Here is a 16,031-nt window from a genome sequence, read left to right on the forward strand (position 1 = left end):
AAGCAGAGGCTGAGGGGACGCCCTTTATATTTTTATATTTCTGCCTCTTTTCGGGCAGAAATATAAAAATATAAAGGGCGTCCCCTCTAGAAGGTGTAGCCGATGGAGAGGTGGAGGGCGCCGGGGCTTTCGTTGGGGCGGCGGTCCAGTTTGTGGCCGTAGAAGAGGCCGATGGGGCCGATGGGGGTGATGTATTGGAGGCCCAGGCCGGTGGTCCAGCGCAGGGCGTCGCTGCCGGCATCGCCGGGGGTTTGCCAGAGGCGGCCGGCGTCCAAGAAGGGGACCAGTTCGAAGTTGCGGCCGATGTCGATGCGGGCCTCCAGGCCGGCGGCCAGGGCCATGCGGCCGCCCACGGGTTTGCCTTCGTTGTCGAAGCGCAGCAGGTTTTCGCCGAAGCCGCGCACGCTGTTGGTCCCGCCCAAGAAGAAGAGTTGGTCCAGGGGCACGGCGTCGCCGCCGTAGGGTTCCAGTAGGCCGAACCAGACCCGTCCTGCCAGGGTGAGCCGCGGGTGGGGTGTATAGAAGGTGCGGGCGTCGATGCGGTATTTGATGAAGTCGTCCAGGGTGGTGTCCAGGCCCTTGGAGATATCGACGGCGAAGCCGGCCAGGTGGCCGAAGCGGGGCCGGATGAAGGAGTCCCGGCTGTCGTACTGCACCGAGGGGGTGGCCACCAGGATGCCGCGCGGCGCCAGGGTGTCGGGATCGACCTGATCGGTGGTTTGGCTGCGGCCGCGCAGGAACTGCTCGCGCCGTTCGTAGCGCAGGGCCAGGGCGGTTGTGTAGTGGCGTCCCCAGCCGCGGGCGAAGTTGACGCCGGCGCCCAGGCTCTGGGTGCCGAACTGCTGGTTGAACGGTTCGCTGCGTTCGCCGAACACGCCGGCATCGGCCCGGATGCGGCTGCCCAGCAGGCGCGGCTCGCTGATGGCGGCTTCCCAGCGGTAACCCACTTCGCTGATTTCGGCCCCTGCCCGCAGTTCCTTGGCGGTGCCCAGAAAGTTGCGATCACCCAGCCGGGTGCGCCCGTACAATCCCTTGTCGCTCTGATAGCCGCCGCCCAGCTCTACGTAATAGGGTTTCTGCTCGGCGGCCTGCACCAGCAGGTGGACGGTCTCCTCGCGCTCTTTGAGGCCGATGGTGCGCACCTGGACCGAATCGAAGATGTTCAAATCGCGCAGATCCCGCTGGGCTTCCCACACCTGCTGCAATGCGAAGGGGGCATCGGGTTGCGACCCCATTTCGCGACGCAGGAATTTCTCCCGCGTGCGAAAGTTGCCCAGAAAGTACAGATCGCCCACTTTCACCGACGGTCCGGGATCCACCTGATAGCGGATATCGGCCCGGGTACGGTCTTCGCTAAGGGTGGTCACGCCGCGGGCATTTACATGGGGGTGCCCCAGGGGCGCGATACGGGCGGCCAGCCGCTCCTCGTCGTCCCGGCACCGCACGGGTAGATAGGGATCGCCGGGACCGAGCACCAGCTCCTCGCGCAACTGCTCCGTGGGGATGGGCAAATTTTGCGGTGCGATGGCGATGTCGCCCACCAGGGTGCGGGGCCCCTCCGCGATGGTCATGGTGACGGTCACCTGCCCGCTGTCGGGGTCGACGACCGCGGATGTGTCGGCCTGAACGTCGAGAAACCCTTCGCTGTGGTAGAGGGCGCGAATGGCCACCCGGTCCTCTTCCAGCACCTCGGCCACATAGGCACCGGAACGGATCCAGCCGGGGGTGCGGGTCAGCATCTGGCCCCGGAGGGTCTGCTCATCCAGGGTTTGGTTGCCTTCGATGACCACTGCCGTCACGATGTGGCGCACCCCCTCTTCTATAGTAAAGGTGATGCGCCGCAGAGCTTTGCCCGCCACGGTCGCGTCCTCCGACTGCCAGCGCACTTTCACATCGGCAAAACCGGCCTTGAGATAGCGACGCCGAATTTCATGGCTGCTGCGGCGCAACCCGATGTTGCCCCGATTGCCGGTTTCGGCCAGCACCAGCGATTTGCGCAGACGGCGATCACTGAAAAAGTCGTTTCCGGAAAATTCCACTTCGTAGCGCGGCCCTTCCGCGATGATCAGTTTCCCTTGCACACTGTGGTCGGCGGGATCGATGGCGGTATCGCCTTCAATGACCACATCTGCGAATCCTTTGCGCCGGTAGTAATCGGTCAGGCGGCGCAAATCCTGGGTGAAGCGCGTAGTTTTGAAGCGGGCCAGGCCCAGGGCCAGCCATGAACGGCGCCAACTGGCCATGCGGCGGCGCAGGGCGCCGTCGCCCACGTTCCGGTTGCCCTCGAGCACAACCTGCTCCAGCGTCTGATGGGGGCCTTTTTCAATGGTCACGTCGATATCGAAGTGGCCGTCCGCCGGCCGCTGCCGCCAGGTGATGGTCACTTGCGGGTCCACGTAGCCTTCGGCGCGAAAACGCTCGGCCACCAATTTTTCCTGGTCCGGCATGGCCGCCGGATCGAAGAAGTCGCCGCTTGCAATGGTCATGGCGTTGCGCACGTCCCGCTCGAACAGCGGGTAGTTGCCCCGGATGGCGATGGTGTGGATCAAGCCGAAAGGCGTCAATACCACGTGTAGATGGGCTTGGCCGTCCCGCACGGCAACGGTTTGCCGGGTCCGGCCGAAGGCGGCCAGGGGCGCCAAGGCATCGGCCAATCGGTCGGGAGTCAACATCTCCCCTTCGGCCAGACCCATGGCAGCCCGGGCCAGTCCCTGCCAATCGAGGTGGTCCTCGAATTCCGTGGACACTTGGAGTTCGATGGCGGCAAGGGGCAGGGGACGACCGTCCCACTCGGTTGTCTCGGCAGCCGCAAACGCGCCCGGTGCAAGAATACTTGCCAACAGCACCACGGCCGCCAGAATCGCCAGGCAGCGGCACCGGCCGCAAGCGACAGGGCGGCCTTTGTATGGGAGGGCACACGACCGGATCATTAGCGAAACTCCATTCTGAACAGCAACTCGCCGCCGTATATGCCGGCCGAATCTTGAAACCCGCTCGCCAGGATGTGCTCCAGCAGGCGATACTCGGAGACGGCCCGCTGAACGGTTTCGCCGCCGGAAGTCTCCACGGCGTATTTGACCAGCAGGCGGCTGCTGATCCGTTTGCCCACGGTCACCTGGATGCGGTCACTGCTTTCGCCCGGTTCCGGCGATCCGGTCTCCACCTCGAAGATGTCCACCCCCGTGGTGCGCTTGATATCTTCACCCAGGGCCGAGCCGACGAGGGAGGCCAACATCTGTTCCGTGGAGGCGCCGCCGCCGGTGCCGCCCGTTTCGCGGGTGGTGCGGCCCAGCAATATCAGGGAGAGGATGTCGCTGTCGGACTCGGGCGGCTCGGAGCGCAATGCGATGGCCAGATTGTCCGGCGGCCCCGTGGCCGCCAGCACGATACGCCATTGGCGGATTTGCGTCTCGGCCACGATGTCCAGGGTGGGCTCGATACGGTAGGGATGGATGAAATCCACCACTCCGCGGGTCACGGTGAAGGCCTTGCGCCGGAAGTAGACTTCGCCCTCGCCCACCTGCGCCCGCCCGTCCAGCAGCGGACGGGCCGCCGTGCCGGTCAGCCGCAGATCGGGCAGGATGTCGAGCCGGGCCACGTTGTTGTCCACCAGGAAGGGGTAGCGGTGGGTGACGCGCACGTCCAGGTCGATGGCCTCCATCCATTCGGGAGGCGGTTCGGTGGTGGGCACCGGCGCGGCCCGCTGGGTCTCGGTGACGGCAGCGAGCAGGTTCAGTTTCAGATCCTTGTAATAAGCGCCCTCTAACAGCACCAGGTCACCGCTCAGCCGCGCCCGCTGGTCATCGCCGGTGAGCAGCAGATCCCCGGCCACGCGCAGGTCCATGGTGTCGGGCACTTGCAAGGGCAGGGCCTGCAGCGCGATGGCCAGGCGCCCCCCGGTGGGCTTGAAATCGGCCAGGGCCACCTGCCCATTGAGGGTGAAACGGCCGTCGTCCAACTGCCCCGACATTTCCTGCAGAGTGATCCGGTTGGGGGTGGCGCTCAGGCGCCCGTTGAGGGTTCGAATCGACTGCCCCAGATCGGGCAGCAGAAAACCGATCTGCGCCAGCAGCAGTTCGGCCTCCCACTGCAGATCATCGACGGGGCCGCGCATACGGGCATCGATGCGGATTTCGCCCCGGGCTTCGGCGATGGCGTCGGTAAAGGGTTCGACCACGGCCAGGGGCAGCATGCCCTCGACGGTCATGGACACATCCCGTTTTAGGGGGCCGCCCGCGGCCACGGTCAGATACCCTTCATTCAAAAAGCCCAGGCGCGTGGGGGGCAGGTCCAGCACCCCGTCTACCAGTCGGGCCGACAGCCGGTCGACGGCGATCAGATCGACATCGTGGTAGCGCAGCCGGGTATCGGTCAATTCCACCGCGATTTCCGCGTCGGCGGGGGCGCGCTGGTTGCCGGCGGCCTGGATGTGGCCGGAAAGGTTGCCGGACCAGGGCAGATCCTCGCCAAGCAAGGCCAGATATGGCGCCAGATCGGTTTGCTCGAAGCGGGCGCTCAGGTTGAAATCGCCGCTGTCCAGCCGGACGTCCGCGGTCAATTGAAAGTTCAGATCGCCGTTCAGTGTCAATTGCCGATCGGCCAGTTGCAGTCGCAGCTCGAAATCATCCCGGCGCTGCTCGCCGATAACGGGATCCCGCAGCCACAGATTGCCCCGGGCACGGGGATCGGACAGACTGCCTTCAGTGGTCAAGGCCAGTTCGAGACGACCCTGCAAGGCAGCTTGCGGCCCCAATGCATCGATGTGGGCCAACTCAATGCCGGCCGCATCCACCCGGGCCGCGAACCGACCGTCGAAGCCGTACCACCCTTCGGCCCGCACCGTCTGGTCAGGGGCCAGGGTGATGGTCAAGGCATCCGCATCCACCCGACCCGGTGTCAGGCGCCCGGTCAAATGCAGCGCCGGCACCTTTTGGAATCCGGTGTCCAGATCGTTGCCCGTCAGTTCGAAACGGCCTTGCAGCCCGGAGAGAGCGCCGTCCAGTTCCGCCTGCAGGCGCAGCTCGCCCTGCATCCCCTCCAGGAAATCGGCCAGTTCCAGCGGATCGGCGGTCAAGCGGGCCTCTATCCGGGGATCGTCGGTCCATCGACCGTCGGCCGTCTCCTGTAGATGGGCAGTGCCGGTCAACTGCACCCGGGAGCGTTCGGACAACAACTCCAACTCGGGGATGGACAAGACGCCCGCGGCCCACCGCAGGGTGCCCTCCAATTGACCCGCCAAATCCTGCCATTGCACCGCGCTTGGGGCGATGGTCAATGTCGCTCGTGGATCGGCCAGGGGCCCGTCCGCCTGCAACTTGCCGTACAGGCGCAGGTCGGCCGGCAGTCCGGCGTTAAAATGGGCCGTATCCAGAGGATCGAAGGCCAGGGTGAGGGAGAGGGACGGGTCGGATCGCAGGCCGCCGTCGGGGGTCAGCAAGGCCACCCGGCCGCTGCCCTCCAGGAAACTGCCCTGGTTTTCCAGGGCCAGGCGGGGCAGATGCACCACACCGTCATCATCCAGATCGGCTTCCAGCAGCAGTTGGCCGATGGTCCACTCCTGCCAGGCCAACGCCCGCGCCAGCAGCACGGCGTGCACCTTGGGCCGCCGGACATCTCCCCGGAGACGAAACGCCAAGGCGGCGGTGCCCGCGGCGGGCAGGTCGCCGCCCAGCAGTTCGCCGATGGCCGCCAACCGCGGCGCGTACAGGTGGCCGTCCAGTGCCAATTGCAGCCCTTCCCATTCAAGGCGGCCGTCGCCGCCGGTCTCCAGAGTGACCTGATCAAGGGTCGCTTGCAGGCGGGAAAGGGTCAACTGCCGGGCATCCCATGCGGCCGCCAGGGAGAGGGTCGCCGGTGCGGGCCGACCGCCCTCCGCCAGAACCAGGTCGGCGCCTTGCAGTCCCACTTCGCCGGCACCGCTACCGCCGTCCGGCCCGGGAATGCCGCTGCCGGCCAGTTGGGCCTGAAGCTGCCAGGTGCCCTCCAGGGGCAAGTCCAGGGCATCGATCAAGGCCGGCGCCAAATGTTGCACGGCCAAGGTGAAGGCATAGTCCAGACCCGCCATACCCGCGGCCGGTTGGGTCAACCCTTGGGGAAACACGGATCGCAGATCGGCGCTGCCGGTCAGGTCCGCCGTCACCCAGGGGGCCCGCAGGGCCAGGCGGGACAGTGTCACCTGCCGCTGCGCCATCCCTATGACCAGATCCAATCGCTCCAGATCCAGCCCCTGCACGCCGCCCTGGTGCCATGTGAGCGCCCCGTCCACCAGCGGGTCGTCCAGCGTGCCGACCGCGCTCAAGGTGCCTTCGAGGCGACCCGACAAGGCATGGGATGGGGGCAGCCAAGCCTGCACCTCGGCCAGGTCCAGATCGATCAGCGCCGCCAAATCCATGTCCAGGGGCTCCTGGTCGACGCTCACGCGCCCGCTGACACCGATGCGCGAGCCGGGTGTGTGCAGGGAAACGGTAATGGGATCGGCCGATCGACCATCGTAGGCGGCGGCCAATGTGATCTCCCGAATCTGATGATCGGCCTCGGCGGTTATGAAACGGGCCGTGCCCAGGTGCACTTCCAGCCGGCCGGAAGGGTGGGCCAGGTTGCCGGCGGCGTTGACGGCAATGGCGTCGGCGGTACCGGACCACGCCGTGGCAGGCCGCTCGAAGGTGACCCGGCCGTCCTGCAGTTGAAAGTCATCCAGACGCAGCCCGAAGGGCAGACCCTTGGCCGGCGTCTCGGCCGCATCGGGTGCGGTCGGTTCGCCGAGCGGTGTCAGTGCTGCGACCAGGTTGAGCCGGTCGTTTCCATCCAGACGAGCGAAGACCACGGGCGCATCGATCCGCACCCGGGAAATGTGCACCGTGCGGCCAAGCAGGGAGCGCCACTGCAACGAGACGGCGATGCGCTCCACCCCGGCCAGGGTTTCGCCGGAGGCATCCAGCAGCCGCAACCCGCCGATGACAAATTCACCGGCAAAGGGGGCGAAGCGGTGATGGGTCCACTCGATGCGTCCGGGGATGGCCGTATCGATACGCCCGATGGCCATTTTGCGAAAGGCGCCGCTGTTGAGATAGGCGATGCTGGCCGCCGCGGCAACCGCCAGCAGCAGGCCGAGACAAAGAAAGACAATCGCAATACGTTTGATCAGCGGGCTCATGAGTGAGCGATCATACGGCAAATCGAGGGTGCTGCGCAAGAGGATCGCGAAGCGAGCCGATGGGATCGGGTTTGTTGGGTTTGTTGGGTTGGATTGGGAAAACAACGGCCGAGCATGGCGGGTGCCATGGTCGGCCGTTGGTGTCTTGCTTTGGATTGGCTATGGTTGTGGTGCTTAGCCTTCCAGTTTTTCCGTCAGGGCGGGCATGAACTCGAGGATGTCCTCGACGATGCCCACGTCGGCCATCTGGAAAATGGGGGCCTTGGGGTTTTTGTTGACGGCCACGATGAAGGGCGAGCCCTTGATGCCGCCCATGTGCTGGAAGGAGCCGCTGATGCCCATGGCCAGGTACACTTTGGGTTTGACGGTGACGCCGGAGGTGCCCACTTGGCGGGATTTTTCCAGCCACTTGGCGTCCACGATGGGGCGGGAGCAGCTGACCACGGCGCCCATGGCCTTGGCCAGTTCCTCGGCGACTTCGAGGTTGTCTTGCTCTTCGATGCCGCGACCGACGGAGACCAGGACGTCGGCCTTGGTGATGTCCACATCGCCGACCTCGGCCACCTTGATTTCCAGGAAGCGGCGTTTGGCGCTCACGTCGCCGATGTCACCGGATTTGTCGGTGACGGTGCCGCCCGCATCGGCGCCGGCTTCCGGCTGAAAAGAACCCGGACGCATGGTCAGCAGGGCGCCATTGGCGGCATCGCAGGCGATATGGGCGTGGGCCATGCCGGCATACTCCTGGCGCACCAACTTGATGGCGCCGCCGTCCATGCCGTCCACGCCGACGATGTCGGGCACATAGGCCGAATCCAGCTTGACCGCCAGGCCGGGGGCCAGGTCCATGGCGAAGGTGTCATGGGGAAAGAGCACGATGGCATCGGCGGCCAGCACATTGACCAGCAACTTGCGCACCATTTCGGCGTTGGGATAGGCCAGATCGGCATGGGCGAATTTCCACACCTGGGGATACAGCTTGGCCGCTGCCTGGCACACGGTATCCAGCTCAGCGCCGTCGCCGACCACGATGGCCGTCACTTCGGCGGAAGCGTCGATTTTTTTGGCCGCCACTGCCAGTTCCGCGGCGGTGTCGTCGATTTCGCCACACTTATGAGCGATATAGGCAAACATCTGAGCCATTATTTCAACCCTCCTTTGGCCTTCAAGAGTTCAATCAGTTTATCGATCTTTTCTTCCATGCTGCCTTCGAGAATCTCGGCGCCCTCACCCATTTCCGGCGTGAAGTAATCCACCCGTTTCACCCGGGCCGCACCGGCGCCCACCGTGGCCGCATCGATGCCCAGATCGCCGGCCGCGAGGGTGGGAATCTCCACCGAGGCCACTTTGCGGATACCGCGAATACCCACGTAGCGCGGTTCGTTGATACCGGTCTGGATGGACAGCACGCAGGGCAGCTCGATTTCGTTCATCTCCTGGTTGCCGCCTTCGATCTCGCGGCCGACCTTCAGCTTGCCGTTGTCCACTTCCACCTTGTTCACCAGGGATGCATAGGGCAAGTCCAGCATGGCCGCCAGCATACCGCCCACCTGGGCCGCGCCGTCGTCGGCCTGGGCGCCGGTCATGATCAGATCGTATTTGCCTTTTTCCACGGCGGCCTTGAGAATGGTGGCGATGCCGCGGCCGTCGGAGCCTTCGAAGGCGCTGTCGGACAGCAGGATGCCGTTATCGGCCCCCATGGCCATCTGGCGCCGCAGCACCTCTTCGCCCTCTTCGTCGCCGACGGTGATCACGGTGACCGATCCGCCGACCTTGTCGCGGATCTGAATGGCCTCTTCAACGGCGTAGTTGTCCCATTCGTTGACCGAATAGACCAGGTCATCCCGCTTGATGTCGGTTCCGTCGCTCTTGATCTCGATCTCGTTCTCGGCGGTATCCGGAACCCTTTTCACGCATACCAGAATCTCCATGTTTACTCCTCCCTGATGGCAATGTGGTTACTTTTCGTCCAATCACTCGATATGTTCGGTTCATGACGGCTGCCCTGCGGCCGCCGGACCTTGTCACTCATCCAGATGCTGGGCCACCAGCTCGGCCAGATCGATGGCTTCCATCTGCCCTTCCAGGCCGGCCACCTTGATGGCGTCTTCCATGTTGACCAGGCAGAAGGGGCACGCCGTGACGATGACGTTGGCACCGGCTTCCTGGGCCATTTTGACCCGCAGCACGCCCATGCGTTGTTCTTCTTCCGGTTCATAGAACAGCATCAACCCGCCGCCGCCGCAGCAGAAGGAGCGATCGCGACAACGCTCCATGTCCACCCGCTTGACACCCGGCAGGGCATCGATGACGGCCCGCGGTTCATCATACAGGTTGTTGTGACGGCCGAGATAGCACGGATCGTGATAGGTGTAAACCTTGTGGCCGTTCTGCAGCGCCTTGAAATTGTATTTGCCCTCGCGGATCCGGCGGGCCAGGTACTGGCTGATGTGTTCCACCGGCGGCAGATCTTTGTAATCGTGCTTCAAGGCGTTGAAGGCATGGGGGTCGGCGGTGACGATCCGCTGGGCCCCGGAGCCTTTGATCATTTCGGTGTTGTGATCCTTGAGGTCCTGGAAAAGCATCTCTTCGCCGAAGCGGCGCACTTCGTTACCGCTGTCCTTCTCGTCCTTGCCCAGGATGCCGAAATCCTCGCCGGCGGTGTGCAGCAGCTTGGCGGTGGCCTGGCCGATCAGCTGCATGCGGTCGTCGAAGGAGGTGATGCTGTCCACGAAAAAGAGCGTTTCGGCCTCTTCCTTGCCGTTGACCTCTTTGACCGGCACTTCCTCGGCGATGGCCTTGGTCCACTCGGCGCGCTTCTTTTCCATCTTGCCCCAGGGGTTGCCGCGCTTTTCGATGGCGCTGAGCGGCTTCTGCAGGGACTGGGGCACCATGCCCTCGTCCACCATGCCGCGGCGCAGGTCCACCATCTTGTCGATGTACTCGATCAGCAGCGGGCACTCCTCCTCGCAGGCCCCGCAAGTGGTGCAGGACCAGATCTCGTCCTCTTCGAGCACATTGCCGATCAAGGGCACGCTCTCTTTGATGGCGCCTTGCAGCGGATAGGCGGCCTTGGCGTATTCACGGCATTTGATGGTTATGAAGCGGGGCGACAGGGGACGTCCCACGGCATTGGCCGGGCAGTTGTCCGAGCAGCGCCCGCAATCGGCGCAGGCGTAAAAGTCGAGCATGTGCTTCCAGGTGAAATCCTCGAACTTTTTCACGCCGAAGGATTCCAGGCTGTCCAGCTTGTCGTCGTCCACGCCCCAGCGCACCGGTTTGACGGTGCCCTTGTCTAGCTTCATGGCCATGAGGGTCGGCAGGGACATCACCAGATGGAACAAACGGCCGAAGGGCAGGTAGACCAGAAAACCGAAAAAGACCACCATGTGCAGGTAAAAGGAGACCCCGTGGACCACTTGCAGGGTGCCCTGGGAGGCCGCGCCGAAAAACAGGGAGGCGAACCAGACGCCGGTGCCGGGCAGCAGAAACTTGGCGGCCATGTCCTGCTGGCGCTCGGCCGCCACCATGCTGCCCTCGAACATCATGTCCAGCACCATCAGGGCGGCGATCAGGGCAACCCCGAAAATCGCCTCGGGGGTGTGGCTCTTGCCGAATCTTTCGGGCACCTCGTAACGCTCGGGCCGGAAATAGGCACGCCGCACGATGGCCACGATGCAGGCCACCAGCACCGCCGTCGCCACGATATTGCGAATCACATCATACACATCCCCCACGATGGCGAAATGCCAGGGCAGATAGGGATCGGCGGAAAACCCCATGACCACCATGCTGATCCAGCGCAGCGACAGCACGATAAAGCCGATCAGGATGGTGATGTGAATGGCGCCGGCCAGAAAATAGCGCGGCATGCGGTGGTGGGGCAGGTTGAAGGTGTTGCTGATTCGGGTGAAAATGCGGTCCTTGCGAAAGTCGGGGGCCGCCTTGAACAGGGGCCGGATCCGTTTGGCCAGGATGTAGGTGAAAGCACCCACTCCCAAACCCACGATAACAAGCGACAACAAAATGGCCAGAATCCCTAAACCGGATGGTGGTGTCAACGCTGTTTCCATTTTTCTCTTTATTTCTCCCTTGGTTTATATTATTGAACTTAATTCAGAATGCTGATTCTCAATCACTCGATTATCGTTCTTTCAGCCAAAGGGTACATTGCCCGGCGCCACATCCAGCACTTCCACGATACGATCTGAAATCGTGACGAAAATGGCGCTGAAACTTGACCGTAAAACTGAATGAGTGCTCATTCATACCTATGGTGCATAATAAACGAAGCGAACCGAGTCAAGCGAAAACAGTTGCCCACGATGCCCGCAAGCAGGGTCGGTGGATATAAAAAGCCAACATAATTAACTGCTTGCAGGCCTAAGAAGCAGGATCTATATCACAGATCCAAAATGACGGCAAACACTATTTCAAGCAATGCAAAGGAGGCCGGTATGACCCAGGCAGTTCGCTACGAAGACAAACCTTGGCTCAAGCACTACCAGAAAGGGGTTCCCGAATTCGTCGACTTCGAGGACAAATGCCTGCCCGACTTTCTGGACCGCAGCGTCAGCCGGTTTCCCGACAAAACCGCCTTGATCTTCGAGGGCTACAAGATCAATTATACAGAACTCAAGGACATGGTCGATCGCTTCGCCACCTGCCTGCACCGCTTCGGTGTTCGCAAAGGGGACGCCGTGGCCATTCTGCTACCCAACATGATCCCCTGCGTGGCCGCCTTTTACGCCATTCACCGCATCGGGGCCATCGCCGTGATGAACAACCCCCTCTACTCGGACCGCGAGTTGGAGCACCAGTTCAACGACTCCGGGTCCAAGGTACTGATCACCATCGATCTGCTGGCTGCCCGCATGGTAGCCCTGCGCCCCAAAACCAAGATCAAGCAGATCGTCTACACCAGCATCGGCGACTACCTGCCCTTTCCCAAGAGCCTGCTCTTTCCCCTGGTGGGCAAGAAAAAGGGGTTGAAGGCCGATGTGCAGCCGGCGGACGAACTGTTCCGCTGGAAAGACCTGATCGCCCAAACCCCGCCCGAACCGCCCAAGGTCGAGCTCTCCTTCGATGACGTGGCCATCTATCAATACACCGGCGGCACCACCGGCGTGAGCAAGGGGGCCGTTCTGACCCACGGCAACCTGAGCCGCCAGGTGCAGCAGGGAGCGGCATGGTTCCCCCACATCGACAGCAACAACGTCGGCATCGGCGCCCTGCCCTTCTTCCATGTTTTCGGGCTGACCAGCGTGATGAACATCGGCCTCTTTTTCGGCTGGACCCTGGTGCTGGTGCCCAAGCCGCAGCCGCCCCAGTTGGTGCAGACCCTCAAAAAGTACAAGATCACCTTCGCCGCCCTGGTGCCCACCATGTACATCGGCATTTTGCAGGAGCCGGGCATCGAAAGCATCGACATGAGCTCCATCGAGAACATGTTCTCCGGAAGTGCCCCGCTGCCGGTGGAGGTGATCAAGGATTTCGAGAAGCGCACCGGCGGCATCATCGTGGAGGGCTACGGGCTGACCGAGACCTCGCCCATGACCCACATCAACCCCTGCGGCGAAGGCAGTCTGCGCAAAGTGGGCAGCATCGGCCTGCCCATCTGCGACACCCTCTGCCGCATCGTGGATGTCAATGACGGCCAAACCGAGGTGCCGGTGGGCGAATCGGGCGAGCTGTTGATCAAGGGCCCCCAGGTGATGCGCGGCTATCTGAACCGTCCCGAGGCGACGGCCGAAACCATCACCGACGGCTGGCTGCACACCGGCGACATCGCCACCATGGACGAGGACGGTTACTTCTACATCATCGACCGCAAGAAGGATCTGGTCATATCGGGCGGGTACAACATTTACCCGCGGGATATCGAAGAGGTGTACTTCGAACACCCCAAGGTGGTGGAAGCCAGCGCCATCGGCGTGCCCCATGCCAGCCGCGGCGAGACGGTCAAGGTGTTCATCGTGCTGCGGGAAGGGGAAACGGCCACCGAGGAAGAGATGATCGCCTACTGCCACGACAAGCTGGCCAAATACAAATGGCCCACGGAGATCGAGTTCCGCAAGGAACTGCCCAAGACCAACGTGGGCAAGGTGCTCAAGAAGGATCTGCGGGCGGAGGAGATGAAGCAAAGGGGCGACAAAAAGTAGATGTCACGAACGGGGTGCGCCGGCTGTCCGGTGCGCCCCGAGTAAAACCGCCCCGCATCCGAGGACGCAAAAACCGGGAACCCGCCGGCGGGTTCCCGGTTTCTATTTGTCGCGCTGAACCGCTGCGGTCCTATTTACCGCCGAAGCACTCTTCGTCGATATCCACCGCGGCGGAGCAGTTGTCCATGATCACCTGAATTCTGCCCTTGGTCAGCGGCAGAATGGTGCTGATGAAAAAGTCGGCCGACTTGATCTGGCCTTCGAAGAATTTCTCATCTTTTTTACGTTTGCCCTCGGCCTGCAGGCGAGCGGCCGTTTCGGCGCGCCACAGCAGCAGCCAGGCCATGACGGTGTCGCCCACAATGTCCATGAAGCCGTAGGCATGGGCAAAGGCGTTCAACACCTTGCCTTCCATCATGTTTTTGCCCAGGAACATGGCCACGTCGCCCAGCTTCTTGAGCATGGGTTCCAGTTTTTCGGCCAGCGGCTTGAGGGCCTCGATGGCTTTGGCTTTTTCGATGGTGGCCTGCATTTCGCCGGCCAGAATCATCATGGCCTTGCCGCCGTCCATGACGGTCTTGCGGGCCAGCAGATCCATGGCTTGAATGCCGTTGGTCCCTTCGTAGATCTGGGTGATGCGGCAGTCGCGCACATACTGCTCCTGGGGATACTCCTTGATGTAACCGTAGCCGCCGTACACCTGCATGCCCAGGTTGCACATCTCGGAGGCCCGATCGGTGACGTAGCCCTTGCAGATGGGGGTCAGATAGTCCACCAGCGCCTGGGCCTTGGCTTTTTCTTCGTCGCTGCCCAGGTGGGACTTGTCGATGAGCATGGACACCCAGTACAGCAGGCTGCGCATGCCTTCCACGTAGGATTTCATGGTCAGCAGCATGCGGCGCACGTCGGGGTGCTGGATGATTGGCACGGCCGGTGCGTCGTGCTTGGCCGAATCGTTCAGGTGACGGCCTTGAATGCGCTCGCGGGCGTAGTTGACGGCGTTGAGGTAGGAGGCGCTGGCGCAGGCGAAGCCCTGGGCGCCGGTGTGCAAACGGGCGCCGTTCATCATCAGGAACATGGCGCGCATGCCCTTGTTCTCTTCGCCCAGCAGGTAGCCGCGGCACTTGCCCTTGCCGCCCAGGGTAAGCGAGGCGGTGGCGTTGCCGTGAATCCCCATTTTCTCCTCGATGCCGGTGCACACCACATCGTTGGGCTCGCCCATGCTGCCGTCGTCGTTGACCCAGATCTTGGGCACCAGGAACAGGGAGATGCCCTTGGTGCCGGCCGGCGCACCTTCGATGCGCGCCAGTACCGGATGGATGATGTTGTCGGACAGGTCGTGCTCGCCGGAGGAGATGAATATTTTGTTACCGCTGATGGAGTAAGTGCCGTCGTCGTTCTTGACCGCCGTGGAGGTCAGCCGACCGACGTCGGAACCGGCCTCGGGCTCGGTGAGCAGCATGGTGCCGGTCCACTCGCCCGAGTTCATCTTATGCAGAAACAGCTTCTTTAGCTTGTCGGTGCCGAAGTTCTCAATCAAGGACGCGGCACCGTTGGTCAAGCCTGGATACATCATGAAAGAAAAGTTGGCCCCCATGAAATAGTCACCGGCGGCGATGCTGACGCAGTGGGGCATGCCCTGACCGCCCCATTCGGGGGACACGTGGGTGCTGACCCACTCCCCCTCTTTGAACAGGTTCCAAACCCGCTTGAAGCTTTCGGGCGCGGTGACCGTACCGTTTTCGAATTTGCAGCCGGTTTCGTCCCCGTCCTTCATAGTGGGCAGCATCTCTTTGATGGCCAAGGTGCGGGCCTCGGAAACAATCATTTCGATGGTTTTGCGATTGAACTCCCCGAACTGATCGAACTTGCTCAGGCTGTCGACATTGAGTTGATCGAAAAGCACAAAATCCACATCTTTGCGATCCGCGATTTGTTGGGCCATTGAACGCTCTCCTTTTGTTTATTGAACCATGATTTTTTGATTGTCCTGCGGCGCCAGATGGTCGACCGCCGTGGCACCCGCTTGCGTACCGATGCCTTTTATAAATAGATCCACCAACGGCTCGGCCATGGATGGCAGATCGTGGTCCATGCCGGTGTGGATCCAGGTGTTGATCACCTCCTCCACCGCACCGTTGATGAGTCGTTTGACCAATCCCACATACAGATCGGAGCGGATGGTCCCCTCCTGTTGCCCCATGGCCACCAGCTTGGAGATCAATTCGCGATACATCCGGGACATCTGGCGCGTGGGCTCCTGCACCAGGCGCCACTGCAAATGGGTCTCGCTCTGGTAGACGATGGCGCCGCTGGCCTGGCTCTGAAACACCTCCAGGTGCGCCCGCACCAGGTTATAAAGCTTATCGATGGAGGTGGTCCCTTCGGCCACCGCCTTGTAGAAACACTCGGAGACATGTTCGGTCATCCGTTCGTAAAACTGGACCAGGATGTCGTCTTTGTTTTTGAAATAGAGATAGATGGTGCCGTCCGCCACACCGGCTTCCTGGGCGATCTGGGCGATGGTGGATTGGGCGAAACCCCTGTCGGCAAACACCTTTACAGCGGCGGCGAGAATTTGATCGTATTTGTCGGTATTGCGCTTGACGGACAAGGAAGTCACCTTTTTCAATAATGAATGAATGCTCACTCATTTATCAGAGCGGTTTTGCGCCGTCAAGGGGTTTGTTGGGTTTATTGAGTTTGTTGGGTTTGTTGAG

The 16,031-nt window shown here is 62.3% G+C and carries 8 protein-coding genes; 1 reads left to right on the plus strand and 7 read right to left on the minus strand.

Annotated elements, in window-relative coordinates:
* Window positions 1-86: 86 nt before the first annotated feature.
* The 5 genes from MRX98_RS19750 to MRX98_RS19770 all read right to left on the minus strand — a co-directional run bounded on the left by MRX98_RS19750 (window position 87) and on the right by MRX98_RS19770 (window position 11,223).
* Complete coding sequence (locus MRX98_RS19750; protein ID WP_246914212.1) at window positions 87-2,930, minus strand: BamA/OMP85 family outer membrane protein; 2,844 nt, start codon at window positions 2,928-2,930, stop codon at window positions 87-89.
* Window positions 2,930-7,153, minus strand: coding sequence for a translocation/assembly module TamB domain-containing protein (locus tag MRX98_RS19755; protein WP_246914214.1), 4,224 nt, complete (start codon window positions 7,151-7,153; stop codon window positions 2,930-2,932). The genes MRX98_RS19750 and MRX98_RS19755 overlap by 1 nt, the downstream gene beginning before the upstream one ends.
* 174 nt (window positions 7,154-7,327) lie before the next feature.
* Window positions 7,328-8,293, minus strand: coding sequence for an electron transfer flavoprotein subunit alpha/FixB family protein (locus MRX98_RS19760; RefSeq protein WP_246914221.1), 966 nt, complete (start codon window positions 8,291-8,293; stop codon window positions 7,328-7,330).
* Window positions 8,293-9,081: an electron transfer flavoprotein subunit beta/FixA family protein gene (locus MRX98_RS19765; protein ID WP_246914223.1), complete on the minus strand. Its 789-nt coding sequence runs from the start codon at window positions 9,079-9,081 to the stop codon at window positions 8,293-8,295. The genes MRX98_RS19760 and MRX98_RS19765 overlap by 1 nt, the downstream gene beginning before the upstream one ends.
* Before the next feature lie 93 nt (window positions 9,082-9,174).
* Window positions 9,175-11,223: a (Fe-S)-binding protein gene (locus tag MRX98_RS19770; RefSeq protein ID WP_246914225.1), complete on the minus strand. Its 2,049-nt coding sequence runs from the start codon at window positions 11,221-11,223 to the stop codon at window positions 9,175-9,177.
* Window positions 11,224-11,607: 384 nt separating this feature from the next.
* Between MRX98_RS19770 and MRX98_RS19775 the strand changes: the two genes are divergently transcribed.
* The gene (locus MRX98_RS19775) at window positions 11,608-13,311 is read left to right on the plus strand and encodes a long-chain-fatty-acid--CoA ligase (protein ID WP_246914227.1); all 1,704 of its coding nucleotides are present in this window, start codon (window positions 11,608-11,610) and stop codon (window positions 13,309-13,311) included.
* 130 nt (window positions 13,312-13,441) lie between these two features.
* Here MRX98_RS19775 and MRX98_RS19780 read toward each other — a convergent pair whose 3' ends face one another.
* Together MRX98_RS19780 and MRX98_RS19785 are read right to left on the minus strand one after the other, a co-directional pair.
* Window positions 13,442-15,256, minus strand: coding sequence for an acyl-CoA dehydrogenase family protein (locus MRX98_RS19780; protein WP_246914229.1), 1,815 nt, complete (start codon window positions 15,254-15,256; stop codon window positions 13,442-13,444).
* An 18-nt stretch (window positions 15,257-15,274) separates the two neighbouring features.
* A complete protein-coding gene (locus tag MRX98_RS19785) occupies window positions 15,275-15,925 on the minus strand; it encodes a TetR/AcrR family transcriptional regulator (RefSeq protein ID WP_246914231.1) in 651 nt (216 codons plus the stop codon).
* Window positions 15,926-16,031 lie beyond the last annotated feature (106 nt).

The organism is Desulfatitalea alkaliphila, assembly GCF_022968795.1.
GTDB lineage: Bacteria > Desulfobacterota > Desulfobacteria > Desulfobacterales > Desulfosarcinaceae > Desulfatitalea > Desulfatitalea alkaliphila.

Bases quoted from the DNA above. Each gene is read 5' to 3' on its own strand.
- MRX98_RS19760 (WP_246914221.1), bottom strand. From the start codon at position 8,293: ATGGCTCAGATGTTTGCCTATATCGCTCATAAGTGTGGCGAAATCGAC.
- MRX98_RS19750 (WP_246914212.1), bottom strand. From the start codon at position 2,930: ATGATCCGGTCGTGTGCCCTCCCATACAAAGGCCGCCCTGTCGCTTGC.
- MRX98_RS19755 (WP_246914214.1), bottom strand. From the start codon at position 7,153: ATGAGCCCGCTGATCAAACGTATTGCGATTGTCTTTCTTTGTCTCGGC.
- MRX98_RS19780 (WP_246914229.1), bottom strand. From the start codon at position 15,256: ATGGCCCAACAAATCGCGGATCGCAAAGATGTGGATTTTGTGCTTTTC.
- MRX98_RS19770 (WP_246914225.1), bottom strand. From the start codon at position 11,223: ATGGAAACAGCGTTGACACCACCATCCGGTTTAGGGATTCTGGCCATT.
- MRX98_RS19775 (WP_246914227.1), top strand. From the start codon at position 11,608: ATGACCCAGGCAGTTCGCTACGAAGACAAACCTTGGCTCAAGCACTAC.
- MRX98_RS19765 (WP_246914223.1), bottom strand. From the start codon at position 9,081: ATGGAGATTCTGGTATGCGTGAAAAGGGTTCCGGATACCGCCGAGAAC.